At 60.1% G+C, this 24222-nt stretch carries 25 protein-coding genes and 1 pseudogene; 14 read left to right on the top strand and 12 right to left on the bottom strand.

The features are described 5' to 3' along the window. Positions 1–192: 192 nt before the first annotated feature. From BN1800_RS31660 to BN1800_RS40765, 6 genes are all read right to left on the bottom strand, one after another. Positions 193–720, bottom strand: coding sequence for a YHS domain-containing (seleno)protein (locus BN1800_RS31660; protein WP_244564724.1), 528 nt, complete (start codon positions 718–720; stop codon positions 193–195). Beyond that, positions 704–913, bottom strand: a complete 210-nt coding sequence (locus BN1800_RS41675) for a FecR domain-containing protein (RefSeq protein ID WP_179213942.1) — start codon at positions 911–913, stop codon at positions 704–706. The genes BN1800_RS31660 and BN1800_RS41675 overlap by 17 nt, the downstream gene beginning before the upstream one ends. 231 nt (positions 914–1144) lie before the next feature. Then, complete coding sequence (locus BN1800_RS31650) at positions 1145–1600, bottom strand: DoxX family protein (RefSeq protein WP_087003303.1); 456 nt, start codon at positions 1598–1600, stop codon at positions 1145–1147. Positions 1601–1801: 201 nt separating this feature from the next. Next, a complete protein-coding gene (locus BN1800_RS31645) occupies positions 1802–2356 on the bottom strand; it encodes a hypothetical protein (RefSeq protein ID WP_087003300.1) in 555 nt (184 codons plus the stop codon). 134 nt (positions 2357–2490) lie between these two features. Next, entirely contained in the window at positions 2491–3300 is an 810-nt protein-coding gene (locus BN1800_RS31640) for a CE1 family esterase (RefSeq protein ID WP_087003297.1), read from the bottom strand. Between the two features lie 18 nt (positions 3301–3318). Further along, positions 3319–3594 (bottom strand): hypothetical protein, encoded by a 276-nt coding sequence (locus BN1800_RS40765; protein WP_143534194.1) that lies wholly within the window; start codon positions 3592–3594, stop codon positions 3319–3321. 547 nt (positions 3595–4141) lie between these two features. On the opposite strand from BN1800_RS40765, the gene BN1800_RS31635 reads away from it, so the two are divergent. From BN1800_RS31635 to BN1800_RS31575, 12 genes are all read left to right on the top strand, one after another. Beyond that, complete coding sequence (locus BN1800_RS31635; protein WP_027512677.1) at positions 4142–4345, top strand: cold-shock protein; 204 nt, start codon at positions 4142–4144, stop codon at positions 4343–4345. Positions 4346–4685: 340 nt separating this feature from the next. Next, positions 4686–4880: a hypothetical protein gene (locus tag BN1800_RS40760; RefSeq protein ID WP_143534193.1), complete on the top strand. Its 195-nt coding sequence runs from the start codon at positions 4686–4688 to the stop codon at positions 4878–4880. A gap of 176 nt (positions 4881–5056) precedes the next feature. Next, positions 5057–6097, top strand: coding sequence for a non-homologous end-joining DNA ligase (gene ligD / locus BN1800_RS31630; RefSeq protein ID WP_087003294.1), 1041 nt, complete (start codon positions 5057–5059; stop codon positions 6095–6097). A 174-nt stretch (positions 6098–6271) separates the two neighbouring features. Next, positions 6272–6742 carry a transposase gene (locus BN1800_RS31625; protein ID WP_087003291.1) on the top strand — a complete coding sequence of 157 codons (471 nt, stop codon included), beginning with the start codon at positions 6272–6274 and terminating at the stop codon, positions 6740–6742. Between the two features lie 305 nt (positions 6743–7047). Continuing rightward, the gene (locus BN1800_RS31620) at positions 7048–7650 is read left to right on the top strand and encodes a hypothetical protein (RefSeq protein WP_087003288.1); all 603 of its coding nucleotides are present in this window, start codon (positions 7048–7050) and stop codon (positions 7648–7650) included. Between the two features lie 1083 nt (positions 7651–8733). Further along, entirely contained in the window at positions 8734–9717 is a 984-nt protein-coding gene (locus tag BN1800_RS31605; protein ID WP_179213941.1) for a LysR family transcriptional regulator, read from the top strand. Between the two features lie 132 nt (positions 9718–9849). Then, the gene (locus tag BN1800_RS31600; protein WP_087003276.1) at positions 9850–11364 is read left to right on the top strand and encodes a class I adenylate-forming enzyme family protein; all 1515 of its coding nucleotides are present in this window, start codon (positions 9850–9852) and stop codon (positions 11362–11364) included. 16 nt (positions 11365–11380) lie between these two features. Continuing rightward, positions 11381–12202 carry a creatininase family protein gene (locus BN1800_RS31595; protein ID WP_087003273.1) on the top strand — a complete coding sequence of 274 codons (822 nt, stop codon included), beginning with the start codon at positions 11381–11383 and terminating at the stop codon, positions 12200–12202. Positions 12203–12209: 7 nt separating this feature from the next. Beyond that, on the top strand, positions 12210–13820 hold the full coding sequence (locus BN1800_RS31590; RefSeq protein ID WP_087003270.1) for a CocE/NonD family hydrolase: 1611 nt from the start codon (positions 12210–12212) through the stop codon (positions 13818–13820). Then, positions 13821–14849: an ABC transporter ATP-binding protein gene (locus tag BN1800_RS31585; protein WP_087003267.1), complete on the top strand. Its 1029-nt coding sequence runs from the start codon at positions 13821–13823 to the stop codon at positions 14847–14849. Positions 14850–14882: 33 nt separating this feature from the next. Continuing rightward, the gene (locus BN1800_RS31580) at positions 14883–15932 is read left to right on the top strand and encodes an ABC transporter substrate-binding protein (RefSeq protein ID WP_087003264.1); all 1050 of its coding nucleotides are present in this window, start codon (positions 14883–14885) and stop codon (positions 15930–15932) included. Then, the gene (locus tag BN1800_RS31575) at positions 15929–17617 is read left to right on the top strand and encodes an ABC transporter permease subunit (RefSeq protein ID WP_087003261.1); all 1689 of its coding nucleotides are present in this window, start codon (positions 15929–15931) and stop codon (positions 17615–17617) included. Before BN1800_RS31580 ends, BN1800_RS31575 begins: the two co-directional genes overlap by 4 nt. Positions 17618–17871: 254 nt before the next feature. Here BN1800_RS31575 and BN1800_RS44145 read toward each other — a convergent pair. From BN1800_RS44145 to BN1800_RS31560, 3 genes and pseudogenes are all read right to left on the bottom strand, one after another. Next, positions 17872–18003, bottom strand: a pseudogene (locus BN1800_RS44145) (Tn3 family transposase); the annotation flags it as partial. A gap of 684 nt (positions 18004–18687) precedes the next feature. Beyond that, the gene (locus BN1800_RS31565) at positions 18688–19107 is read right to left on the bottom strand and encodes a LysR substrate-binding domain-containing protein (protein WP_179213939.1); all 420 of its coding nucleotides are present in this window, start codon (positions 19105–19107) and stop codon (positions 18688–18690) included. Continuing rightward, positions 19029–20021, bottom strand: a complete 993-nt coding sequence (locus BN1800_RS31560; RefSeq protein WP_087003258.1) for an IS110 family RNA-guided transposase — start codon at positions 20019–20021, stop codon at positions 19029–19031. Before BN1800_RS31560 ends, BN1800_RS31565 begins: the two co-directional genes overlap by 79 nt. A gap of 588 nt (positions 20022–20609) precedes the next feature. On the opposite strand from BN1800_RS31560, the gene BN1800_RS31555 reads away from it, so the two are divergent. Further along, on the top strand, positions 20610–21713 hold the full coding sequence (locus tag BN1800_RS31555; protein ID WP_087003255.1) for a mandelate racemase/muconate lactonizing enzyme family protein: 1104 nt from the start codon (positions 20610–20612) through the stop codon (positions 21711–21713). Between the two features lie 339 nt (positions 21714–22052). Here BN1800_RS31555 and BN1800_RS31550 read toward each other — a convergent pair whose 3' ends face one another. From BN1800_RS31550 to BN1800_RS31540, 3 genes are all read right to left on the bottom strand, one after another. Next, positions 22053–22685: a hypothetical protein gene (locus BN1800_RS31550; protein ID WP_087003252.1), complete on the bottom strand. Its 633-nt coding sequence runs from the start codon at positions 22683–22685 to the stop codon at positions 22053–22055. A gap of 287 nt (positions 22686–22972) precedes the next feature. Next, entirely contained in the window at positions 22973–23263 is a 291-nt protein-coding gene (locus tag BN1800_RS31545; protein ID WP_244564723.1) for a CrpP-related protein, read from the bottom strand. Next, a complete protein-coding gene (locus BN1800_RS31540; protein ID WP_087003249.1) occupies positions 23260–23718 on the bottom strand; it encodes an Hsp20/alpha crystallin family protein in 459 nt (152 codons plus the stop codon). The genes BN1800_RS31545 and BN1800_RS31540 overlap by 4 nt, the downstream gene beginning before the upstream one ends. Positions 23719–24025: 307 nt before the next feature. On the opposite strand from BN1800_RS31540, the gene BN1800_RS41670 reads away from it, so the two are divergent. After that, positions 24026–24202, top strand: a complete 177-nt coding sequence (locus BN1800_RS41670; protein WP_179213938.1) for a hypothetical protein — start codon at positions 24026–24028, stop codon at positions 24200–24202. Positions 24203–24222 lie beyond the last annotated feature (20 nt).

Here is a 24222-nt window from a genome sequence, read left to right as displayed (position 1 = left end):
GACGTACCGACAAAGTTGAGGGCGAGCGCTTGATTGTAATCTCGTTTCTGACGCACTGCAGTCGCGCTGAGCCTGGCGGCAATGACGCGTTTTCCGGCGCCGTCTTTGCTCGGGGCGGCAGGCGTCGCCCTCAACTTGAAAAGGTACCTATCCGCAATGGGGCGGATAGGTGATTCATGTCGGCGTCGGGACTTACGGATCAGGTTGTGCCCTGACCTTATCCCAGTTTGCGTCGGCCTTTTTGATATACCCGCTGACGTCCCGCCTCCACGTCTTGAGGACGCTGTCATTGTAATTGAGGTAGAGCTTATTATCGACCACGGTAAAGGCTTGGGGTTTGGTTGACGCCTTGTGGCCTTGCGCCGTTCCAAAGGCACAATAACCGCCATACTGCGGAGCAAAATGTCCTGGGTTGGCGGCGAATGCATCGCGATGTGCGGCGGATGCAAAGTGGAACGTCGCCCCTTGGTAGGTTGCCGTATATTTGTCCGACCCTTTCACAGGCTTGTGGTCGGTGAAATAGGCGACGGGATCATAGCCGTTGATGGCCACACCATTCGTCGTAAAAATCTCCGCGGAATAGCCGACAGAGGCGAAGGAAAGTGTGAGAGCCGCTGCAAGCGGCAGAATGGGGCGTAATGAGATCGTCATGGTGTTATCCTTCTGTTGAACGAAAGCGCCGCCTTTTTTCGTCGCGGGCGGCTCAACTTTGCGACACATTGAACCTGGCGTTGCGAGAACTCATGCTGCCATCGCCCGCGATGACCGTGAGCGCTTGCGCCAGCTCCTTTCCCGTGCTGATCATGGCCTCCCCGTTTATAAGCTCGATCCGCTCCCCTATGCCGTTCGAGGGGCGCAGCGCAATACTGGTCTGGGTGTTCAATTCCAGCGAGGCGCCGCCGGCAAGATCCACCTGCCTGCGCTCGCCCGTCGCGGTCCAGTAGTCGGCGGTCAGCTCGGAAATTGAGGGCCACGAATGAAAAGGCGGCCGGACGGCGACGTAATAAGCGGATGCCGACAGAGCGGCCGAGATCGGTCGTATGACAGGCTGAAAGCGTGAGCGGGAGCAGGGCGGCGATGATCAGCCGTGACATGACATGAGCCTCGGAACGTGAAGGGGAGAGCGTTGACGACTTTCGTGTCCTCAGTCGCGGTCGACGAGGATCTTGCTGGCCAGCGCCGCGATCTGGTCGCGATGCGCCCAGGCTACCATCACGCTCAGCGCGAAGAGCACGATCGCGGGGACGGGCGAGCCCGGCAGCACGAAGAGATGGGTCAAGGTGGCGCCGACCATGATCGCGGCGAGCAGAAGCGCACCGAGCGAGGCCACAGCCGGGACGAGTAGCGCGGCCGCGCCGATCAGCTCGAGTGTTCCGGTGAAATACCTAAACCACTGCCCGAGCCCGATCTGCTCGAAGTTCTGAACCATCATCGGCAGGCCGTAGAGGTTGGCGCTGCCGGCGGCGATGAAGGCCGCAGCAAGGAGAAGCTTGACGCTCCACAGTCCGATTTGACGCCAGCGCGGCGCGGCCTGCTCTGCCCGGGGGATCCAGGTTGATTCCGCCTCATTCTTTATCGTCGGGCTGTCTGAATTCTGCATGGTAAACTCCCTCGTGTGGAACAATCAATTCATCGGCTCACGCATTGATCGACGCTGGCTGCTCAGTTTGAAAACAGTCCGTCGTCAAGGTCATTGGTCTTTTCTTCGATACTTGGCAGCGACACTCCTGTTATGTCCGACGGCACTGGAGCGTTACATTTGGGGGACTTCACAACTGCGTGCGTCTGCCTGAACATGGGTTCATTGCGAACACATCGAGAGCGCCACCTTCAATTCCAGCTCGCGGATTTTGCGGTCCTTTTCGGAGACTTCCCTGATCATCTGCTCCATGCGGGCGTCAGGCGCGCGCGATATCTCCCAGAATGTCACGGTGAAAATCACAGGTATGGTGGTGGCAGTTTTATCGTCGATATCCGCCAGTCGATCTGACTGCTGCGATGGACTTTCCGTCGCGACACAGCCCCAAAGCTTGAGGGTGCATTCGGCGCCTGCATCGCAGCGGATGAAGGCTTCCAGCGCCGCTTCGCGTCGGACAACGGTGCGGCGAAACGCCGTGCTTTCGACGTGTATGCGAAACGTGGATCCATCGATGACATGGGGAAGCATCGCAACACTCGAGACGGTCTCGAACACAATACCGGGGCGTATCCGGGAATAATCGATCGCCAACTCCCGATGCGCCTGAACCAGATGAGCAATGCTCGGAGTGATCGCCTGCCCCCAGACGGCCGCGCCTTCTCCGAAATGATGAACGATAGCATGGCCGATGTTTGGACATGTGATTGATTGCAGCATGAGGGTGTTCCTTTGTAATCCTCGAACGATCCGTCAGCATCGCGCCGGATCAGGTTTGCGACCTTGCTGCCTGCTAATTCGTGGGAATGCAGGCGGTTGTTACAAAGGATCTTCGTTTTTTTGCAGCCCGGTCTTCATTTGGGAAAGCCCACCGCTGTCAGGCCAGCGTCAAGCATATCGGACCGGGCCTCGTGGCCACCGTTGTGGATGCACATGATACTGTCGCCCCGAATGCAGTCCGGTACATCGTCGCACTCGATGCTATCCAGCGTGACTTTCTTCGCTGCCTTCATGTCGCATTTGGCGCGCTCACGCAGAATGGCCAAGCTTTTGAGCGCATCGCCCTGATGGAATTTGGTGCCAATCGCCCGACCGGCGAGCGGAAATGTCTGATCCGCGGTCCCATGAAAATGTACCATTGGAGGAAGATTGGCAACGCAGTCATCCGGTTTGGGAAGAGGATTCCAGAACACGCCGGAGAAAGTCACCACGGCCGCGGTTTTCTCCCCCTGCTGGCAGGCGGCGTACCAAGCCATCGATGCGCCGATGGAAAAACCACCGATCACCGTCTTGTCCGGGGTAAAACCGTAGCGTTGCCGCAGGTCATCAAAGACATTCGCGATGAACGCCATTTCATCGCGACCCTGACGGGGACCCTGAGGAAAAGACCAACCGCCGTCGATGCCATCGACGGCTACATAGGCCAGATGATGCGCGAGCGTCATCTCGACCAGGGGGCGTTGCTGCATCTGCAACCTGGCGGAGCTTTTGAAACCATGGAAATAGACAAGGACGCCGCGAATGTCGCCATCTTGCGGCAACTCGATCCGATAGTTTCCCTCCCTGACCGGACAAGCAGTCTGCACTCCGCAAAGCATTGCGGAAGAAACGGCAAGAGGCATGACGGCGATGAGGAGGAGAGCAGCGAGCGGGCATGTGCGCATGAAGGGTATCACCGGTGCTTATAGTGAGAAGTCTGCCAGAGACCTGGTGCGTGGTGAGCAGTTTGCGCGAGGCATCTTGCAATAGCGTGCGGGCGCGGCGACGCCTTCACGCCCAGGAACGATTATCATCGTTTCCCGGCCGCTGTGGCTGTGAAGCGATACGATCGTGCCCGATGGCACGATGCTTCGGATGACGACGTAATCTTCCCCGTTTCGAGCCGAGAGATCGACGAGCGGCCCCATGATATCGCGCATTTCCGCTCGCTGCCCCTTGAATGTCGCGGATCTTGTCATCGAATACACTCCTTTATATTTATACGTAGAAGAGTAAGGACGCTTCGAAGTGTTCTGCCGGCGAGCGCGACGTGATTGATGCCCATAAGTTGTTCCTTCAAGCTACGATGCCTCTGCGCACGGCTCAGAAAGGTTCCGCGCCGCCCGGTGACCGGGAAGGAGGTAGGAAGTCCGTGTCACAGCAGATATTTCGCGCGCGGGTCGCTGATCGTTACATCGAACAGAAAAAAAGATTAACATCTTGTCCTGTGTGGATTCCGTCCACATCGCCTTAGTCTCGGCCCGCGCCGCTGATCAGGCCGTTGCCCGCAGGCGCAGTGGCTGTGGAGCAAGTTGGTTGAGATGCTTTATGGGGCTGAACCCAAGGGGCCAGCGTGTGACAGTGCCTTCGCCAGCATCGACCCCACGAAAGGCCCCGCGTGGGCGGCTAAGTGCTCCAGAAAACACCGGCTACTTAACAGCGAAATCTGACACGCCATTGATAACCGGAAGATTGCGCTATAGATTTACCGGCGCGGCAAGCGGCCGCCTATCATCAGGAGCTTTTATGCCTACCGGTACTGTCAAATTTTTCAACGAAGACAAAGGCTTTGGCTTCATCACCCCCGAGAATGGCGGGACGGACGTATTTGTGCATGTCTCCGCTCTGCAGCGAGGCGGATCTTTGAAAGAGGGACAAAGGGTCAGCTACGAGCTAGGCCAGGACCGCAAAACTGGAAAGTCGAAAGCGGAAAACGTCAGCGTGCTCTGATCAACGTTTAAGACCGTCGGAGTGAGCTGCCGGCATCCTAATGAACAACCGCCGGCCTCTCGGACCTCGTCGAATACAGATGCAAAAGCATGACGCCATGCTTGAGATGGAGTTCGGCGGGCTCATATCCCTCCTCCAATCGCTTTGCCCGCCCCGGTCACGCTCGCCATACAGTCCGAAATTCGCGGAAAAACTCGGGATGCTCGCTCTAAGATGACACGTCAGGCCGAAAGTTGCTAAAATCTCGCTATCTCGCAACGTGCAGGTCTGGTCATGTCGAATATCACGCACAACCAAATTGTCGCTCTTACCGATGAGTTTATCGAGCGCATGCGCGCAGATGACGAAAGATCGTTCGGGGCTTAGGGAGTTTTCGGTATTTGTCAGCGGCCGTTTGGGCTATGAGGCCACGATGTGGGATCCGAACCTGGAGGGTTCCCTGATCAAGCGGTTCAACGATCATTACGATCTGGTCAGGCAGCCGCTCGGCATGAGATGGGACTTTCTGAACGGCTATGTGGAAAGACATCTCTGAGCGCCACTCCGCCGCGACCTCGTCGGCAATCGGCACGCCCTGCAATTTTCTAGGCGTTGAGAATTAATTGCGCCATCGGCCATGCGTCCGGCCATTTGCATTTCGGCTTGAATTCTTCGAATGCCATCATCTCAAATGTCGTTTTCTTTTTACGCATTCCCTGATGTTATCATCGGATGGTCAAATATCCGCCACCAAAACCGCTTCTCGCCACCGATATGCCGGTTCGTTCAAGAGCCCGCAAGCCGCGAGATCCGGCCCAACCGAACCTTCCCTTCGATCCCATGCCCGCGCGCATCGAACCGTGTCTGGCACTTACAAAAGCGAAGCCGCCGAAGGGACCGGACTGGGTCTTCGAAATCAAATGGGACGGCTATCGCCTCGCGGTGCACATCGAACCCCGTGGTGTCCGGGTCATCACGAGAGGCGGACATGATTGGACGCATCGCTTTCCGGCGATAGCAGTAGCCGCAAAGCAACTCGGCGTGGCAACCGCGATACTTGACGGCGAGGCAGTCGTTCTCGACGAACTGGGGCGGCCGAGTTTCGGATTGCTGCAGCAATCGCTTGGCGGGCGTGGCGGCAAACGCACATCCGGCGAAGCACTCTTCATGGCTTTCGATCTGCTCTACTTCGATGGGCATGATCTGACCGAGATGGAATTATCCGGAAGGCGTCATCTGCTCGAGGGCCTGGTCGCCGGCAAGGAGGGCGACATTCGACTTTCCGAAGAGGTCGAGGCAGACGGCGATCAACTGCTTGCTGCTGCATGCGAGCACGACCTCGAGGGCATCATCGCCAAGAACCGGCACAGCACCTACCGCTCCGGCCGCCTCGGCGACTGGCTGAAAATCAAATGCCTCCAGAGCGACAGCTTTGTGATCATCGGCTATGAACAGTCCATGGTCGCGCGGGCCGGTATCGGCTCCCTGCTGCTTGCGGCGCGAAAGGGCGATGGGCTGGTCTATGTCGGGAATGTCGGGACCGGCTTCAAGGAAAGTGTCGCATGGGAGCTGCGCTCTATGCTCGATCGCCTGACGGCGAAGAAGCCGCCCGTCGAATACAAGGACCGATCAAAGGGTATTGTCTGGGTGCAGCCGACGCTGATTGCCGAGATCGAATACCGGGCATGGACACACGACGGCAAGCTCAGGCATTCGTCATACAAGGGGCTGCGCGAGGTGCAGGACAACGCCGCGATTTACGAGATCGAATGACAATATCGAAAACACTGTGCTTCAGCGATCTTACGGCGCTTCAAATTGTCTCCTGCATGCCATCCCAAGGCCGCCCAATTACGTTCGACTACCCGCAAAGATGAGGTTGGCGGTAGTGTTGACTCTATAATTAATTCAACCGAGAACAGGCGATGAAATAGAGGGGAAATAATGATGGCTGATGAGAACAACATAGGACCGGTTGCTGCAGTTGAGACGCCGGAGGCGGAGGCAAAAACACCTGCTGCCAAGAAGCAGAAGTCGCCACAGCGCCCGAAGACGGCCGTCGAGCCGGCGCGATCTGAATCAAAGACAACTGCTGCAAAGTCGCAGGTCACCAAGCCACGGGCATATAGCGAACAGGAAAAAATTGGCAAGCTCAAGCTGATCGAGACGGCAGTCACCAAAGGCAAGAGCACTCTCAAGGACGCGATCAAGACTGCCGGCATATCGGAGCAGACCTACTATAACTGGAAACGGACCGCGACGCCCGTTGTTCAAAGGAACGAGAAGCCGGCTCCTGCCGGCGATGAGTTGGCAGATCTTGTTCAGCTCGAAGAGGAGAACCAGAAGCTGCGCAAGCGTCTGGCCGAAAAGTTGCGCGTGGAAAATACGCAACTGCGCAAGAGGCTCGGGCTGGATTGATCCAGCAACGAGGCCGTGCAGGCGGTCATTTTGTCGATTGACCGCCCGGTCTTGCCTAACTTCAAAGGTCTGGCTCGCCTCCAATCCCGCCCTTGAGGTGAGATTGCTGGCGCGAATGTTTCCTGCGGATAGCGCCTCAAAAGGTCGTTTACTACGGGGTTGTCGACGCGAAGTATGGGTCGTTGTCGCGCGCGCTGGCCAGTTGCAGCGCCCGGTGAGGCGATATATATAGGCCCCGCCTGGCAGGAACGCAGTGGCGCCAGTCGGCGCTGGCTGTGCTACGAGTTGCTTAAGGTTGAAATTATATGAAAACGTCACAACGGAAATTCGTTGTTGAATTCAAGTCGGGTCGGCGAGCGATGAAGGCCCGGACCAACTCAATTTGGGGTGACACTGATCTCAAGGCTTTCGCCCGCGAAGCGGAAGATAAAGTGCCGCATCCGTTCAATTCAGATGGAGCACCCGGTACGCCTGACCAAGGTCGAGACATGCCGTGTGATCCGATGAACCCGGGGAACGCTAGCGACCACGCAGCTGAGGCCAACGTTGCAGGCACGGCGACACCATCGGGCAACGGCGCAGGCGGTGAAGTGCCAAATCAACATGAGGCCAGCGTTCTCGCCGCCGAAGTTGTTGCGCAGGTGCCGGAGAGTAAACCAGGGCCGCAGCCTCGGACAACGTCAACGGGGACTCCTCGAAATCGTGTTAAGCGCGGTCCCATTGCGATGGGGAGGAACAAGCCCCCAAGTGCGGAATCCGCCCCTGCTAGGGATTCCGTTTCCCTGGAGGAAGTGGCCGCCCTTGGTGCAGAGAATAAGCGGCTCAAGACGCTACTGGCTGAACAGCTCCATCTACAGAACTTGCAGCTCAAGAAGATGCTTGATTGGTCGTTAACTCCAGCCATCTGAGGAGCGAATTCATGCAATCCTCTTCGTGGTGGGAGGCGGGACGACCTTGCGCGGTTGGCGGGCCGCACCTGGAAGCTTGGCGTCAAAGCATCTTCTCAAATCAAACACCATTTGCAGTAACATCTGCTCCGCCGCCGCAAATGTGAAGGTCTCGCTGCCTTGATCCTAGGACAATTGGGCAGGGAACACCAAGACCGGAAGCGGGCGAACGTCTGATGAGCTAGTTGCATAGTTAGTGCCCTCGCCTTGAAAGGGATCGAACTGCAAATCGGTCGTCTACCTTCAGCATCATTGAAAATCCCGGCTCTTGATCTTCAGCGTGTCGATATGAAGGCCCGGCGTGAACATATTCGAGGGGGAGTTCGAGGACGACCGTGGTGGCGGAATTGGATGTGTTTCCATCCTAGTCGAACCGATTGCGAGGAAATTGTTGGCGGACCACACCGGCTTGGTCGCGCTATCCGACGTTCTGGAAGTAGGATTCCTCAGCCAGTGGTTGCTTGCCACTGTTACTGCGCTCTTTCCACCTCCGACATTGAACTACCCCCTACGAGACTCGAGCGCTTGCCTATAATTTGGGATTCGCGTCAACTGCCGTGCTTGCGAAGGTTGCGCGTCCGGGTGATGTGGCAAATTCCTTCATTTACGCCCTGCACATAGCTCGCAAGATCCAGGACTCTCTTTTCTCGAGACAGATTTTCACAGATATAGTCGCGGCGTTGAATGACTCCGAGCAAAATTTGGGCGCGACGCAGATCGATAAAATCGTGACCCGCAGGGCAGAAACCATGGCCGCGTCGCCTTTCAAGGGTTCCGACGTAACCAAGTACACCTGCGCCCCGATATCTAAACGAGAATAGACCTTCTCGCACGGTGGTGCTCTCTCATTTACTTGCTTTTCGTGCTGGCCTCGGCGGTAAAACTCGGTGAACCCAGACGTCGCGCGGATACCAGGCGCATTATTACTCAATAGCTGAAATGTCCGATGAAATCGGGGGGCACACCATCCCGAGCAACGCAAGTTCTTTGGGTGGCACACCGCTTGCATCGCGTCCCGCAATCCACTTGCGAGAGGAACCGGCCGTGTATGCGAATATCAACCCGTCGATCGACGTCCGACTGCTCCACACAACCTATCTCCTGCTCACCGAGAGGAACGTTTCCAAGGTTGCCGTTCTGCTTGGCCTCACCCAGCCGAGTGTCAGCGCATCGTTGAAGAAAGCGCGTGAGGTCTTCGCTGATCCGCTGCTGGTGCGCAGCGGCCAGAGACTCGTTCTGACGGAACGGGGAGAAGAGGTGATGGTTTCGGTCGGCCTCATCCTGGAAGGACTGAAGAACACGCTGAACCGGACCAGCCAGTTCGATCCTGGCGCGGTCCAGAGCCGCATGCGCGTCGCCGCCGTGAATTGCTTCGGCGCCTTCCTCATCCCGCCGCTGGCCGCAAGCATCCGCCAGAAGGCGCCCGGCATTTCGGTCGATTTCTTCGCTCCTTCCGAAAAAATGGACCTGATCGATGAACTGGGCGCGGGCCGGGTGGACCTTGTGATCGGCAACTGGCCGGCACCGCAGCAAAGCCTGAAATCGACGACACTCCTGCATTGCGACATCGCCTGCGTGGTGCAGAGATCCAATCCTCTCGCCCGGGCCGGCCGGCTGACCCTTCACACCTATCTCGATGCCGATCATGTCTCGCCGACGCCGGGATCGAGCGCCTTCTACAGCCCGATCGACGGCCGGCTGTCGCAACTCGGGATGAAGCGGAGGATCGCTATGTCCGTACCGGAATATGCCCTTATCCCGGCCATCCTGGCGGAAACCGACCTCGTCTTCACCACCGCCCGGCCCTATGCCGAATACATCATCGAAAACGCGCCGGCCAATCAGCTTCGGCTGATCGAAGCGCCACGGGAATTTGACCAGATGAACCTCTATCTGCTCTGGCATGAGCGCGCCCATGCGAGCGGCGCCAATCAATGGCTGCGCGGCGTAGTCCGCTCCGTCGCCCGCCGTTTCGACCAGACCCTCCACGCCATGCCCGCAAAGGCCGAGCTCCTCGCGGCGTACTGAGCGGGAGATATATAAGCGTGTGTCTATATCTACTATTGACGCTGCAGGCGTTCACCCCGCGATCAATTTTGCCCATGCTTCAGGCAGATCTCTTCAGTGCCGAACAAATGAGCAAAATACGCGAGGAATTCGATGCTAATGCACACCCTGCTTCTGGACGGTGCAAACCGTGATCCGGACCACGCCTGTTTCCACTGGGTGGACCGGGGCAGGAGCCTGACCTATGCCGAAGCGGTCGATACCATGGAGCGTGCCGCCGGGGCCCTTCATCATTTCGGCGTCAAACCGGGCGACCGCGTGACGATCCTTGCCCATAACGGCATGGACTATCTCAACATCATGTTCGGCTGCTGGCGCCTCGGGGCCATCTGCGCCCTCGTAAACGTCAAATTTGCCGACGAACTTGCCTATTATTTCGCCGATCACGAGCCCGCGGTGGTCGTCTATACCCATGACATGAAGGAGCCGATCCACACGGCGGCGGCGGGCGCGCCGAGCGTCAGGGCACTGATCTGCATGGACGGACCGCAGGAAGGCGCCCATTCGCTCCCCGACCTGATGGCCGCGGCGCTCCCCCTCCCCGCCGATCCCAGCAACGAGGATGCGATCGCGCATCTTTCCTACACATCCGGCACCACCGGCAAGCCGAAGGGTGCCTGCCTGAAGCACGAACCGACCGTCCGCGCGACGCGCTGCATTGCCGAGCGGCTGCAGATCACCGCCGCCGACGTCTCTTTCGGGCCAAGCGCGCTCTCCAGTTCCTACCAGCTCGTCGGCAACCTGCTGCCGCAGCTTTCCCGCGGCGCGGCCATCAACGTCATGGGCAAGTGGACCCAGACGACCGGCTTCGATGCGCTGGAAGCGCGCGGCGCAACCATGCTGATTGCCAATCCTCCGATCCTCACCGAGGTCCTAAACGAAGCAGCCGTGCGAGGCCGTACGCCATCCAAGCTGCGCATGAGCATGTCCGGCGGCGGACCGGTTCCGCCGACCTTGAAGGCCGGCTGGCATGAAAAGCTGAAGCTGCCGCTCGTCGAAAGCTACGGCCAGTCCGAGCTCGGCGGCTTTGTCGCGCTCGGTTTCCCGAAGCTCGATCCGGCTGATATCGAGACGCGCCGCGCCGGCCAACCGCTTCCCGACAAGGAAGTGCGCATTCTCAATGCGGACGGCACCGAGGTTGCATGCGGCGCGGTCGGCGAGGTCGCGCTCAGGGGCGGCTTCATGTGGGGCTACTGGGGCAAGCCGGAGAAGACGGCCGAGACGCTCAAGGGTGGCTGGCTTCGGACCGGCGACATCGGCTCGATGGACAAGCAAGGCTTCGTCACCATGCTCGGACGCCGTTCCGAACTGATCGAGGTCGGCGGCAAGACCTGGTATCCGCGCGACGTCGAGGAGGCGCTCTCCACGGTGCCGGGCGTGCAGCAAGCGGCCGTCGTCGGTGTTCCCGACAAGGCGATTACCACCCGGCCGGTTGCATTCGTACAGGCCGCAGGTCCTGTGGATGGGGAGGAGATCAAGGCGAAGATCGCCGGTTCGGTGCCCTATGACCTTTCCCTCATGACCGTCATCCCGCTCGCCGAACTTCCCATGACGCCCACCGGCAAGATCGCCAAGGCGGAACTTGCCGCCCGTGCAGCCGCGGCCTGAGAGGGGACCAGAGAACATGACCACGAAACTGAAATCGCACTGGTGGTGGGATCACACGACGAAGGATTTTTCCGAGTTCGACATGGAAGAATTCGTCGCCATCCTGCCGATCGCGGCCGTCGAACAGCATGGTCCCCATCTGCCGGTGCGCGTCGATGCGGCGATCAATGCCGGCACCATCGTCCGCACCGTTGAGCTGATGGATGACGATCTGCCCGTCCTCGTGCTGCCGATGATGCCGGTCGGCAAGTCGGTCGAGCACACCGCCTTTCCGGGCACGCTTACCTTCACCTACGAGACATTAGCGAAGATGTGGTTCGAGCTCGGCGAGAGCGTCAACCGGGCCGGCTGCCGCAAGATCATCTTCGTCAATTCCCACGGCGGCCAGCCGCAGGTGATGGAGATCGTCTGCCGGGAACTCCGCGTCAAGCTCGGCATGTTCGCCGTCAGCGCTTGGGCGAGCGCCGGCGCGGATTTCTCCGATCTCTACAGTGCCCATGAACTGAAACACGGCATTCATGGTGGGGAGGCGGAAACCAGCGTCATGCTGCATCTGCATCGCGACCTGATCGACATGCAGTATGCCGACGATTTCGTGCCGGTCTCCGTGGAGCTTGAGGATGCGGGCGGCCTGCTGATGCCGGAAGGACGGATCGGCTACGGATGGCAGACGCAGGACGTGCAACCTTCCGGCGCCTGTGGCAATGCCGCCGCCGCTGACGCCGAACGCGGCCGCGAACACGTGGAGCGCAGCGCCCGCAACCTCTTGAAGCTCATCAACGAGGTTCTCGAATTCCCACTCGACCGCATCACCGACAAGACGATGTACAGGAGCTGACGACGTGATGCACCACCGGACGCCCCATGACGTGATCGGACCGACAAGGGCCGAACTCGTGTTGCGCGACGGCACCGTCCTGGTTGCGGACATCTATCGGCCAGCGAACGAAGACCTCTATCCGGTACTCCTGATGCGCCAGCCCTATGGGCGGGCCATCGCCTCCACCGTGGTTCTGGCATATCCGTCCTGGTATGCGTCGCAAGGCTACGTCGTCGTCGTGCAGGACGTGCGCGGCTGCGGCGAGTCCGGCGGCGATTTCGAGGCCTTCATCCATGAAGCCGAGGATGGCGCCCAGACGCTGGAATGGGCCGCCGACCTGCCGGGCAGCAACGGCAAGCTCGGCCTCTACGGTTTCAGTTACCAGGCGATGACGCAATATCTTGCGCTCGCTGGCAAAGGTAGCCGCCGGCCGGATGCGATCGCTCCGTCCATGGGCTCATGGATGCCGCGCGACGACTGGGCCTATGAAGGCAACGCGTTCCGCTTCGGGGTGAATGTCAGTTGGGCGGCGCAGATGGTCAAGCTGAAGGCTGCCCGTAGCGGCGATGCCGCCACCTACGCGGCACTCGGCGCCATGGGCGATGCCGCGCTGCACGACTGGCTCGTGGAAAGGCCCGGCCTTTCGCACCTGTGCAAATGGATCGAGGATGACGCGGCCTATTGGGATGCCGTTTCTCCCGGGACCCTGCTCAAGTACGATCCTCTCGACATTCCGGCCCTTCATACCGGCGGCTGGGCGGACTTCTTGCTGCAGGGCACCTGGGCCGCAGACGCGGCCTTCCGCGCCCAAAACCCCGAAACGTCCCACCTCGTCATCGGGCCGTGGGCGCATGTCCCCTGGAGCCGCATGAGCGGCGGCACCGACATGGGACCGGCCGCGGAGTTTTCGGTCGATCGGGCGCAGGTCGAGTTCTTCGATTTCTACCTCAAGGGCAGAGGCGAGCGGCCCGTGGCCATGCGGCTGTTCGACATGGGCAGCCGGACCTGGCAGAACCTCCCGTCGCGTCCGGATATCTCGGACGAGAGATTCTTCCTGTCCTCGTCCGGCCTTGCGGCCGCTACCGTGAGCGATGGCCGTCTCGGCCTCGAACCCTCGGCCGGAGCCGTCGACACCTTCGTCAACGACCCCTTCCGCCCGACGCCGCTCATCGGCGGCCATCTCGGAACGCCGGCCGGGTTTGTCGACCGCAGCGCCTGCGATACCCGCGCCGACGTGGCGGTCTATACCAGCGCGCCGTTCGTAACCAGCAGGACCTTCGTCGGCGAGGCAAAGGTCGAGGTCGATATCCATACGCCATCGTCGGGCTGCGACCTCTGCGCGGCGCTTTCGCTCGTCACGCCGGACGGCGCAGCGAAGGTCGTCTCCACCGGTTATGCCCGGATCGAGTGCGCTCAGCAGGCTTCCGCATCGATTTCGCTGCGGCCAGTATGCCTGACCGTTCCGGCGGGCCATGCGTTGCGGCTTTCGCTGCAAGGAGCCGGCTCGCAGGCCTTCGAAGTCCACCCCGGCAACGGCCCCTTCGCATCCGTGCCGGACATGGCGAAGCGGCCTATCCCGATTTCCATTCACCACGGCGGAACTGCCCGTTCCCGCCTGATCATGCCCAAGGTTTAGATGACGTCGAATAAGCACTACCTCACCCTCGACAACGCGACGGCCATCTACGGCGATTCCGTCGCCGTCAGCGGCCTAACGATCGAGGCCGCCAAGGGCGAACTGCTCTCGCTGCTCGGCCCCTCGGGCTGCGGAAAGACGACGACGCTCCGGATGATCGCGGGCTTCATCCGCCCGAGCAGCGGGCGCATCATCCTCGGCGGCGAGGATATCAGCCGCCGTCCCGTGCATACCCGCAATATCGGTGTGGTCTTCCAGTCCTACGCGCTCTTTCCGCACCTGACGGCGCTCGACAATGTCGGCTTCGGCCTGCGCATGCGCCATGCCGGCAAGGCGGAATGCCGCGAGAAGGCCGCCGCCGCACTCGATACGGTCGGCCTCGGCGCCTATTACGACCGCTATCCCGGCCAGCTTTCGGGCGGCCAGCAGCAGCGCGTGGCGCTGGCCCGCGCGCTGGTGATCGAGCCTGACGTGCTTCTGCTCGACGAGCCACTCTCCAATCTCGACGCACACCTGCGCGCCGACATGCGCAGCGAAATCCGCTCGCTGCAGCAGCGGCTCGGCATCACCACAGTCTTCGTGACGCATGACCAGCAGGAAGCGCTCGCCATGTCCGACCGCGTCGCGGTCATGAGCAAGGGGCTGCTGATGGAGATCGGATCGCCCGTCAGCCTCTGCGACCGGCCGAAATCCGCCTTCACCGCCTCCTTCCTCGGCGCCCGCACCGTGATCGAGGGCCGCACAGAAGCCGGGCGCTTCGCCGCGCCGGGACTGACCTGCGACGGTGCGCCGGAAGGCGCGACGCGTCTTGTGCTGCGCGCCTCCCGCCTCAGACTTTCCGACGAACCGGGGCCGCTTCACGTCTCCGGCACGCTCGTCAACGCGGCCTTCCTCGGGGACACCTACGAAGCCGACATTCAATCCGCGTGCGGCACGATCCGCCTCATCGTGCCTTCGGATATGCCGCCGCCGCCCGTCGGGACGTCGTGCAGCATCCAGACACAGCCGGGTGGCGCCACATTCATCTAACCAGGGCATCTAAACGAACAAGGGGAACCTCAGATGACTATTTCGCGTCGTAAATTCAACAAACTGATCGTCGGTGCTGGCCTTGCCGCACCGTTCCACATCATCCGCCCCGCCGCCGCACAGGAGCCCAAGAAGGGCGACGAGCTGGTCGTCGGCATCTGGGGCGGCGCGCAGGAGCGCATCGTCAAGGAATATGTCGAAAAACCGCTGGTGGAGAAATACGGCTGCAAGATCAGCTACGTTCTCGGCGGCACCGGCGACCGCCGTGCCCGCGCCTATGCCGAGCGCGGCCGCCCAAGCTTCGACGTTCTCTACCTGAATATCTTCGAAAGCCGCCAGGCGGTGAAGGATGGCGTGACCCAGGAGCCGACCGCGGCGGTCAAGAATTTCGAGGCGCTTTATCCGAGCGCGCGAAAGGGCGGCTATGGCGTCGCCTTCAACCCCTGCACCATCGTCTACGACAAGACCAAGGCCTCCAAGCCCATCACCTCGTGGAAGGACATGTGGAACCCGGAATGGAAGGGCCGCATCGCCTGGCCGGACGGCCTCGGCGCCGAAGGCATCTCGGCCCTGATGATGACCGCCCGGGCCTTCGGCGGCACCGAGAAGGACTTCGACATGGTCGTCGACAAGGTGAAGCAGCTGAAGCCCTTCGCCGCCATCCAGGCGAGCCAGGCGCAGCTCTTCGAAATGTTCGACCAGAAGCTCGCCGACCTTTCCGTCGAGTTCGGCAGCTTCACTCAGTCCTACGTGGAAAGCCGCAACCCGAACATCGCGATCGCCGCTCCGTCCGAAGGCCAGGCGCTTTCGATGAACGTCGCTTGCATCACCGTCGGCACGAAGAACCAGAAGCTTGCCGAGGAATGGATCAACCTGCACCTTTCCGAGCCCTGCATGCTCGCCTATGCCCGCGAGATCTACTATTCGCCGACGGTCAACAACATCACCCTTCCGGACGACCTGAAGAAGAAGCTCGTCGTCGGTGAAAGCCAGGTCAGCCAGCTCGTCGATTTCGACTGGGATTACATCAACGCCAACCGCGCAAAATGGCAGGCCCGCTACGACCGGGAGATCGCCGGATGAACCGTTGGATAGGACCGGCGCTCGCCGCGCCGGTCACCCTGTGGCTGCTGCTTTCCTTCGCGGCGCCGATGTTCGTGGTGCTCGTGCTTTCCCTGCACGAGTATCCCGACCCCTTCGGCCCAATCTTCATCCCGCCGTCGCTGACGCAATATATCGACATAGCATCCGACGGTTTCTATTACGGCGTCGTCTCGGAGACCGTGCTTCTCGGGCTCGGCGTGACCGTGCTGACCGCGCTGCTCGGTTATCCGCTGGCCCATTGGCTGGCGCGCATGCCGGTGAAATATCGCGCCGTCGCGTTCTCGGTGATCCTCATCCCGCTGCTCACCAACGTGGTCGTGCGGTCGCTCGGCATCATCCTGCTGCTGGCGCCGGAGGGCCTGATCAACTCTGTGACCGGCCTCGTCGGCATCCCGGCGGCAAGGAACATGCTGTTCACCCATGGCGCGGTCGCCGTGGCGCTGGCGCAGGTCTTCCTGCCGTTCATGGTGCTAGCGCTCTACGACAACCTGCAGAACACCTCACCGCGCGTCCATGAGGCTGCGGAAAGCCTCGGTGCCTCTCCTGCCGTGCGTTTCCTGACGGTCGACCTGCCGCTTTCGCTCCCCGGCCTGCGTTCGGGCGCGGTCATCGTCTTCCTCATGGCCTCGACGGCCTACGTCTCGGCAACCCTGCTCGGCGGCAAGAAGGTCTGGACGACCGGGATGCTCGTGCTGCAGGAGGCGATCAAGAACCTCAATGCGCCGCTCGCCTCCGCGCTGGCCATCATCATGACGGTGACGGGCCTGGTCTTTGCGGCGCTGTGCATGCTCGCGCTCAACCGCATGATGCCCTGGCTGAAAAGCAGGCCGAGCCAGCCGATCAGCATTCCGCGCTGGATCGTGCCGGTGATCGATATCCTCGGTCCGATCGTCTCCAAGCTGCTGCTCGCCGCCGCCCTGCTGCTTCTGCTCCTGCCGCTCGTGCTCGTCTGCATCCAGAGCGTCAACGACGTGCCACAGGCGACTGCCGCCGGCTTCCGGGGCTTCACGCTCAAATGGTACCAGCAGGTCTTCTTCGCCGGCACCTATGCTGACGCTTTCTGGGTCTCGGTACAACTCGCCCTGACCTCGATGCTCGTCGCGATCGCCCTGGCCTTGCCGGCGGCCTTTGCGCTCGGCCGGTTTCCGTTCAAGGGCAGGTCGGCGCTGCTCGCGTTCTGGCTGCTTCCGATGTCGCTGCCGCATGTGGCGATCGGCGTCGGCATGCTGCGGCTGCTGCAGCTCTATCTCGTCATCCCACCGTTCCTGGGCCTGGTCGCGATCCACGTGATCGTCATCCTGCCCTTTGCCATCACGCTGCTGACGACCTCCGTCATGGCCCTCGACCGAGCACAGGAGGAAGCGGCGGCAAGCCTCGGCGCAAGCCCCGTGACCCGCTTCTTCGTGGTGATCATGCCGGGCCTCGCGCCGGGTCTGTTCGCGGCGGGCATCGTCGGCTTCCTGCTGAGCTTCGGCGAGGTGACGGTGACGAGCTTCCTGACAACCGCCCGCCTCACCACGCTGCCGGTCAGGATCTATGCGGAATCGACCTTCAGCCTGGAGCCGACCGCCCATGCGATTTCTGCGGTGTTGATCCTATTTACGGTGATCGCGCTGACCGTGGTGGGCAAGGTTGTGCGTCTCGATCGCCTCTATACCAGATAGGACTGCCCGAATAAAAAGATGCTATGGTGATCCGGGACCGGTGCAGCAACGGTTTGCCCGATCGCTAATGGTGTGCCCCTTAGGTTGGACACTGATCAGGCTGCGGTTTTACCCGTCTGCCGGATATGAAGAGCGACGGACCAGTTTGCGGACCTCATAATGTCCGCGACGTGTTGGCCACGCACATTGGGGTCAGGACAAGAGCAGTTCAAAATCCTGCGCTAAGATTGAACGAACTGTGAACTTCATGCGGCCCGGTGGAAGAAGACGGCGCGCTTGAGCTTGTGGGCGGCTTCACCCTTGTTGAGACCAGCCTGGCACCGCCGGCGTAGCGCCGGGCTCGAATTCCACTCGATCATGAACAGGGTGAGCTCGATGCGGGGGAGAAGACAGGGGCCGATGGCGACAACAGGCAGGACGAGACGCGTGAGGTCAACGACCCGTAGCTTTACAGCGAAGCCCAGAAGGTCGAGTATCGCTATGCCGCCGAACAACAGCGTAATCGCCAGCACATGAACGAGGTTCATGATGGGAAAGGGCCATATTCCCGCGTGGCGAATAGACCGCCCCATCCCCAGTGACCGCGCCGCGGTCCAGTAGCCGATCTATGGTGGCGGGGCCGGCACCGGAAAAGAACCGCGCAATTCCTTGCACCGTTAACATGACCATGACGAAATAAGTATCCGACCACGATCGCCAGTGCCTAGTGACAGTCTGCAGGCCGAGTAAGGATGCCCTCGGCACGTTCGCCCCCCTACCATCTCGTTCGGACGACCGAAATTGACGCTCAGCACCGCTCCAGGATGGGGGCTCGTCTGGATCGGTTGACCTTCATGGACGCCTTGCAGATCCTCCACGAACCAGTAACCATGTAGATAATGCCTTAGCGGCTCGGCAGGCGGAAGGACCAACAGCAATTGCGTTCCAGGGCGTGCGGCGGCTGATGTCCGCGATAGCCCGCATGCGGGCGACGAGAACACGAAGGCGGCGTCTGGTATTGGCTTTGCGTGTCCGTTCTCCCCGGTCAAGTGCTCTGCGCCGCCGGGCGAAGAACGCTGATGGGCGGTCGGTCAATTTAAGAGATGTTCGGCTTCACGCAGTTTCGGACTGACTGTCTCGACGAGAAAATCTATGAAACTGCGCGTGCGGCTGGCAAGATGATCGCGGCCGATCCAAAGCGCATGGACCTCCTCGATATCTCCCGGATCATGCTCCTTCAGCAACACTTGCAAGCGGCCTTGCGCGATATCATCAACAACATGAAACGCCGCCAGACGACCGATGCCAACGCCCGCAAGCACGAGCTGCTTCAGCGTTTCGCCGTTGCTCACCTCGGTGTTGCCCGACAATTTAGCACCGGTCGCATCCTCGACGAAGCGCCAGGGGCCCACCGTGCGGTGGAAGTTGAACGTCATGCAGTTATGGCGCCGTAGGTCGCTCGGCTGCGTGGGCACGCCATGTTGAGCCAAATAGGTTGGGGAGGCGACCACAACGCGTTTGCTCTGACCCAAGGCCGCATGGTCGCTCCGTATTTCGAGGTCCTGAGGACCGCCATGGCTCCGACCATGAGCAGACTTCGAAGTTGAGGGTTGCCCCGCTTGGATATCGAACCCAGCTTTTGTTTCCCGCCGCTCGAATTCGCTTGAGGCGTGAGCCCCACCCATGCCGCAAAATCTCGGCCGGTTCGGAATCCAGCTGGGTCCGGCACCAATGCCCTGACTGCTGCGGCAGTGATTGGGCCGACCCCTGGGATGCTGGTCAAGCGTCGTGCGACATCGTCTTGTCGAACAGAGGAAACGATCACCTTTTCCAGCTTCACGATCTTCTCTGTCAGTCGCTCGATCTGGTCCGCGATCTCAGTCAATGTGTAGCGGGCGATCGGTGGCAGCCGATGGTCCGTATCGTCGCGCACTATCTGGATAAGCTTGGCGCTCGCCTTAAATCCTGCTGCGGCTACGATGCCCAGCTCCGCCAGATGGGAGCGCAGCGCATTGACCACCTGCGTCCGTTGCCTGGTCAAAAGATCGCGGGTCTTGAGCATCATGTTGATGGACTGCTCGACGTCCGACTTTACTGGCACAAACCGCATTGTCGGTCTTGTCACAGCCTCGCAGATCGCTTCGGCGTCCGCGGCGTCGGTTTTGTTCCTTTTCACATAGGCCTTGACGTAGGTGGCTGGCATGATGCGGACCTGATGGCCGAGTTTGCCGATCTCCCGTGTCCAGTAATGAGCGCTGGCGCAAGCCTCCATCCCGACGAGGCATGGAGGAATTCGCTCAAAGAAGTCCAGAAGTTGGGAGCGGCGAAGCGCCCGACGCACCACAACTTTACCTGTGGCATCAATGGCATGAACCTGAAATACCGATTTTGCTAAATCGATACCAATCGTTGCAATCGCACCCATGAACTTCCTCCATGATTTAACTTTCGCATGAGTATGCGGCAAACTCAGTTGCCTGAGGAGGGCCGTTCCACACCATCACGCTCCCCTCCCCAACCACGGCGACTGATACTTGAAATTGTTGGTTGAAGAAGTCAGTATCGGATCAACCGAAGAGTATCTTCGCGAATTCATTTGACGCCGAGAGCGCGGCAACAGCCGCGATCGAACTTTTGGGCAACGAGGCCGCTACCGCAGTAGCGTATTGCGCCCTGCTTGGACCGAACTTCAGTCGCCTAACGTGCCTTCCTGCAACCACCAGCACACATTGAGGACGGGGCTCCAACCTGGGCGCCACGTCTCCTGGACCTAGCCGATTGCGGCTGGAGGGCCCGGGACAGCCTGTTCATAAGGATGGTGTGGCCGACCTACCGGGAACTTCCCAAGGTTGGATTTCGCCGCACAATCTGGCACAATATTGGCGTGCCGGGGAGGCGCGCCTCAGTCTGTCGAACACATCGTAGGTATTCGTGATGGCCTGGACACCGTCGAGACCTCCATGCCGCTTCGCGGCTATCGCGGTGCGAGCTGTAGAAGTGGGAAGGTGTGGCGATGAAGATTGCAGCGGTTGAGGCGATTGTTTTGCGCATCCCGTTTACAGTCGGGGGGAGATCCGCGGCCGGCGCCTGGGGCAAAGATGGTTTGCAGGCGGCGGATTCGTTGCTGGTGAAAGTGACGACTGATACCGGCTTGGTGGGATGGGGAGAGTCGTTCGGCTTTACCGCGATTCCTGCTGTTAAGGCGGCGATCGAGTCTATGATCGCGCCCGCCTGCGTAGGCTTGGAAGCCGGTAGCATTGAAGCCATCGGGCAAGACCTTCAGCGCCGCTTTCACATTTTCGGACGCAGCGGTGCCGTAATGTTCGGCCTTTCGGCACTCGATATTGCGCTCTGGGACATTGCGGGCAAAGCCGCAGGAGTGCCGGTCCATGCGATGCTCGGAGGCGCCAAGGGCACACGCCTGCCTGCCTATGCCAGTCTGATCCGCTATGCGGACAGGGATGCGATTGCTGTCAACGTCCGTCGTGCGCTGGGCGATGGCTATCGGTCACTCAAACTGCATGAGGTGGATCTGGCAGTGATCGCGGCGGCCCGCGAGGCTGCCGGTCCCGAAATCGAAATCACGCTCGACGTGAACTGCCCCTGGTCGCTGCGAGAAGCGGTCGACATGGCTGCGAAACTGGAACCGATGCGCTTGCGCTGGCTGGAGGAGCCCATCTGGCCGCCTGAGGACTTCCAGGGCCTGGCAGCCTTGCGCGGCGCGTCCGCGATCCCCGTCGCCGCCGGCGAGAATGCGTCCACGCTGATCGAGTTCCAGCAGATGCTCGCTTGCGGGGCAGTCGATGTCGTGCAGCCTAGCCCGGCCAAAATGGGGGGCATCACCGAGTTGCGAAAGGTCATGGCGCTGGCCAATGCCCATAGCGTCGCTGTGATGGTCCACACCTTCTACGACGGTCCGGGCTTGCTAGCGAGCATTCATGCAACCGCGGCGCTTGGCGACAACGGATCGATGGTCGAATGGCGGTATTTCGACATGGAAGCTGATCTCTATGGTGGCGCTTTGCGTCCGCGTGACGGTTACATCTATATGCCGACGGGCCTGGGGCTCGGCTTGGACCCCGATCCGACAGTCATCGCGCAATACCGCGTCGGCTGATCACACCATCCGAGAGCGTCAAAACCTCCTGCGGCTACCCTTTTAACCGGCATCGCGGTCGATGCATTGTTCGTGATGCAGCCGATTTGGCCTTCGCCGTCGGTAGCTTCGGCGTTGCGCTCGCGCGATCGGAGCTCAAACGCTCCTGATCCCCGCGTCGGGCGCCGTGCGGTCTATGGTTTCGCCCAAACGCGCTCGGCAATCGCTCCGCCCAGCGCCGGCAAAAATGCAAAGACCAACAGTCTGCAGGGATCCGATATGGCGAGCATACTCGCCCTCCGGTTTTCCTGCCTGCCCATAGTTGAATAATTCTCGCACAATCGCAATTCAGCGACGATGCTAGGCGATGTTTTGTAGGGTGACGCAGAGCCGCACAAACCTTATCCTTCCCGAAATGTGATTGAGGAGGTCGGTGTGGAAAATCACGACAGCATTGTTATGGATGTTCACGCCGAAGAACATCTGGTCGAAGTCGCGGCTCTTCGGTTTGTAGAATGAAGCGCCGGCCGCTGTGTCGAGGTCGCCGTCGAAGTTGGCTATAAAGAACTGAAGGACCGAATAGGTACCCCCGTTGAAGTTCGTGACGACCTCGCCAAATTTGCAGCTGCCGAGATAAGGTATGGAAGGAAGGATCGATGAACGGATGGCCTTCCGCATCCGGTTTCCAGAGGGCAGTTTCGATGCGATCAGATCGTAAGCATCGTCTCCAAGCACTGCCAGATTTTCTTTCGTGGCCTCGGCAATTTCTGTCGCAGCCATCGACGGCAAAATCTGACGAAACTTGCCCTTCGAGCTCGACGTCGGTTCCGGCTGGTGATCGTCACCATTGAACCATTTCGCGTACCTGGCCGCGGCGACTTCGGCCTCCGTCGAACTGGCAGCTACCGCCATGGAAGATCGTGCGAGGTTTGCGATGCCGGTCCCGAACCTGTCGCCATACTGAAGTTTGCCGATTACCTTTTTTCCCGACATCTCGTTCCCGTCCGTTGTCTCGTTTCTGGTGGGGACAATATTCGGGATCACTCATTAAGAGGCTATGGTCTTCTCGAAGGTGAAAATACCCTCGCTGCCCTGGTTGCCGGTTCCAGTCAGCCGATACGGTGAACCGTCGACTAACGCCGTAAATTGATGAAGAGCCACCGTTGTGGCGGGAGGGTCATTCTTGGCACGGCGGATTATGATCGCTGGCGGCATCGCCGAAAAGGCGACGGTCATCTCCCAGTTGACCGCCAAACGAGCAAAAATGGCCTGTCTTTAAGTCAGCGCGGATAGAAGGCTAGAAGAAGCGGGCGCTGCGTGACATAGCCTTCGCTGTGCACGACTCCTGAATTGTCCGGAAGTGTTTCGTAATGCCGGCTTTCCCGACTTGCATCCTCCGTCTCCCAGCCGAACCGCCAGGCATCGTGACGCGCAAGCCAGTCGGCGAGATCGCCGCCATCATGAAGTGGCATACGATCAGGATCTAGGTAGGGATTGTCCTTTGTCTTCAGGCCAAGAACTCGCGCTCTGGAGCCTTGCTCCTGCAATTCGATCAACTCTTCGATACTCATAGATGTCCCCCGCCATTGTTGAACGACGCTTCGATTTTGGCCGTATCGACACCTTGCGGCAGCTGGAAGCTGCGCTGGAAAGAGCCGTAGCGGCGCTCGGAGACGTAGTATTCCTTCTGCTTGTCTTCCTTGGCTTCCTGCTTTTCGCCCTTGATCGTCAGCAAATTGTTGGAAACCCACACTTCAAGGCCGTTCGGATCAATGCCCGGCAGCTCGGCCGTAATCTCGTAGGCATTTTCCTTTTCCACCAAGTCGACGGCCAGCGTCGTGATCGCGGCAAATGATCGGCCGAGCGACGGACGGGCGAACGGGCGCTGCCAGAAGACCGGCGTGAAATCGTCAAATAGACGATCGATCTCCTGACGCAGGTTCTCAAACGGCAGCCAGCCCGATGCCGGGGCCTTTGCCGGTTTGTCGTCAGATTTGACGGAAACCTTCGTTGCTGTATCGGCCATCTTCATTCTCCTCTTGTTTGAAGGACGAAGCGGCAAGCATTCTAACCTCGCCGCTTCAGCCGCCGGGCGGTCACTCGCGCTGTGCCCGCGGTTGCATCATCAAAGCCCATCCAAGACCGGCTGGCATTGATCACCGTCAAACAGACGAACAGGACGCTCACTTGATGCGCATCAATGTGCGTTTCCGCCTTCGGTTGCACATTGGATCGCAAACCTCGGGAGAACCAGGTGATGGTCGAAGGCCGTCGCGATGCATGGCTCAGGCTTGCAATCGCGCTAATCTCCCTTTTGTCGTCGGAGGTGTGTGGTGACACAGTCTAAGGATGGCGGCCGCTGGCTGCGTTGGCTTCTTCTCGACCATCTCCTTCTGATCATCGTGATCCTGATGATTGCCGCGCTGCTCAGCCCCCTCTACTTCAGGTCGATGAACCAGGAGAGGCAGCGGGACTACGAACTGCAGCGTTCGATATCGACGCAGCTTTGACGAGAGCCAGGAAGGTGGCG

This window comes from Rhizobium sullae (assembly GCF_900169785.1).
Classification (GTDB): domain Bacteria; phylum Pseudomonadota; class Alphaproteobacteria; order Rhizobiales; family Rhizobiaceae; genus Rhizobium; species Rhizobium sullae.
This window is presented reverse-complemented; position numbering and strand designations above follow the sequence as displayed.

What these genes read in the sequence shown, in the direction of transcription:
- BN1800_RS31585 (WP_087003267.1), top strand. Translation starts at nt 13,821, where the DNA reads ATGACGTCGAATAAGCACTACCTCACCCTCGACAACGCGACGGCCATC.
- BN1800_RS31620 (WP_087003288.1), top strand. Translation starts at nt 7,048, where the DNA reads ATGAAAACGTCACAACGGAAATTCGTTGTTGAATTCAAGTCGGGTCGG.
- BN1800_RS31580 (WP_087003264.1), top strand. Translation starts at nt 14,883, where the DNA reads ATGACTATTTCGCGTCGTAAATTCAACAAACTGATCGTCGGTGCTGGC.
- BN1800_RS31575 (WP_087003261.1), top strand. Translation starts at nt 15,929, where the DNA reads ATGAACCGTTGGATAGGACCGGCGCTCGCCGCGCCGGTCACCCTGTGG.
- BN1800_RS31640 (WP_087003297.1), bottom strand. Translation starts at nt 3,300, where the DNA reads ATGCGCACATGCCCGCTCGCTGCTCTCCTCCTCATCGCCGTCATGCCT.
- BN1800_RS31635 (WP_027512677.1), top strand. Translation starts at nt 4,142, where the DNA reads ATGCCTACCGGTACTGTCAAATTTTTCAACGAAGACAAAGGCTTTGGC.
- BN1800_RS31600 (WP_087003276.1), top strand. Translation starts at nt 9,850, where the DNA reads ATGCTAATGCACACCCTGCTTCTGGACGGTGCAAACCGTGATCCGGAC.
- BN1800_RS40765 (WP_143534194.1), bottom strand. Translation starts at nt 3,594, where the DNA reads ATGACAAGATCCGCGACATTCAAGGGGCAGCGAGCGGAAATGCGCGAT.
- BN1800_RS31595 (WP_087003273.1), top strand. Translation starts at nt 11,381, where the DNA reads ATGACCACGAAACTGAAATCGCACTGGTGGTGGGATCACACGACGAAG.
- BN1800_RS31550 (WP_087003252.1), bottom strand. Translation starts at nt 22,685, where the DNA reads ATGTCGGGAAAAAAGGTAATCGGCAAACTTCAGTATGGCGACAGGTTC.
- BN1800_RS31560 (WP_087003258.1), bottom strand. Translation starts at nt 20,021, where the DNA reads ATGGGTGCGATTGCAACGATTGGTATCGATTTAGCAAAATCGGTATTT.
- BN1800_RS31660 (WP_244564724.1), bottom strand. Translation starts at nt 720, where the DNA reads ATGTGTCGCAAAGTTGAGCCGCCCGCGACGAAAAAAGGCGGCGCTTTC.
- BN1800_RS31645 (WP_087003300.1), bottom strand. Translation starts at nt 2,356, where the DNA reads ATGCTGCAATCAATCACATGTCCAAACATCGGCCATGCTATCGTTCAT.
- BN1800_RS31590 (WP_087003270.1), top strand. Translation starts at nt 12,210, where the DNA reads ATGCACCACCGGACGCCCCATGACGTGATCGGACCGACAAGGGCCGAA.
- BN1800_RS31545 (WP_244564723.1), bottom strand. Translation starts at nt 23,263, where the DNA reads ATGAGTATCGAAGAGTTGATCGAATTGCAGGAGCAAGGCTCCAGAGCG.
- ligD (WP_087003294.1), top strand. Translation starts at nt 5,057, where the DNA reads ATGGTCAAATATCCGCCACCAAAACCGCTTCTCGCCACCGATATGCCG.
- BN1800_RS31625 (WP_087003291.1), top strand. Translation starts at nt 6,272, where the DNA reads ATGGCTGATGAGAACAACATAGGACCGGTTGCTGCAGTTGAGACGCCG.
- BN1800_RS31650 (WP_087003303.1), bottom strand. Translation starts at nt 1,600, where the DNA reads ATGCAGAATTCAGACAGCCCGACGATAAAGAATGAGGCGGAATCAACC.
- BN1800_RS31540 (WP_087003249.1), bottom strand. Translation starts at nt 23,718, where the DNA reads ATGGCCGATACAGCAACGAAGGTTTCCGTCAAATCTGACGACAAACCG.
- BN1800_RS40760 (WP_143534193.1), top strand. Translation starts at nt 4,686, where the DNA reads ATGACGAAAGATCGTTCGGGGCTTAGGGAGTTTTCGGTATTTGTCAGC.
- BN1800_RS31555 (WP_087003255.1), top strand. Translation starts at nt 20,610, where the DNA reads ATGAAGATTGCAGCGGTTGAGGCGATTGTTTTGCGCATCCCGTTTACA.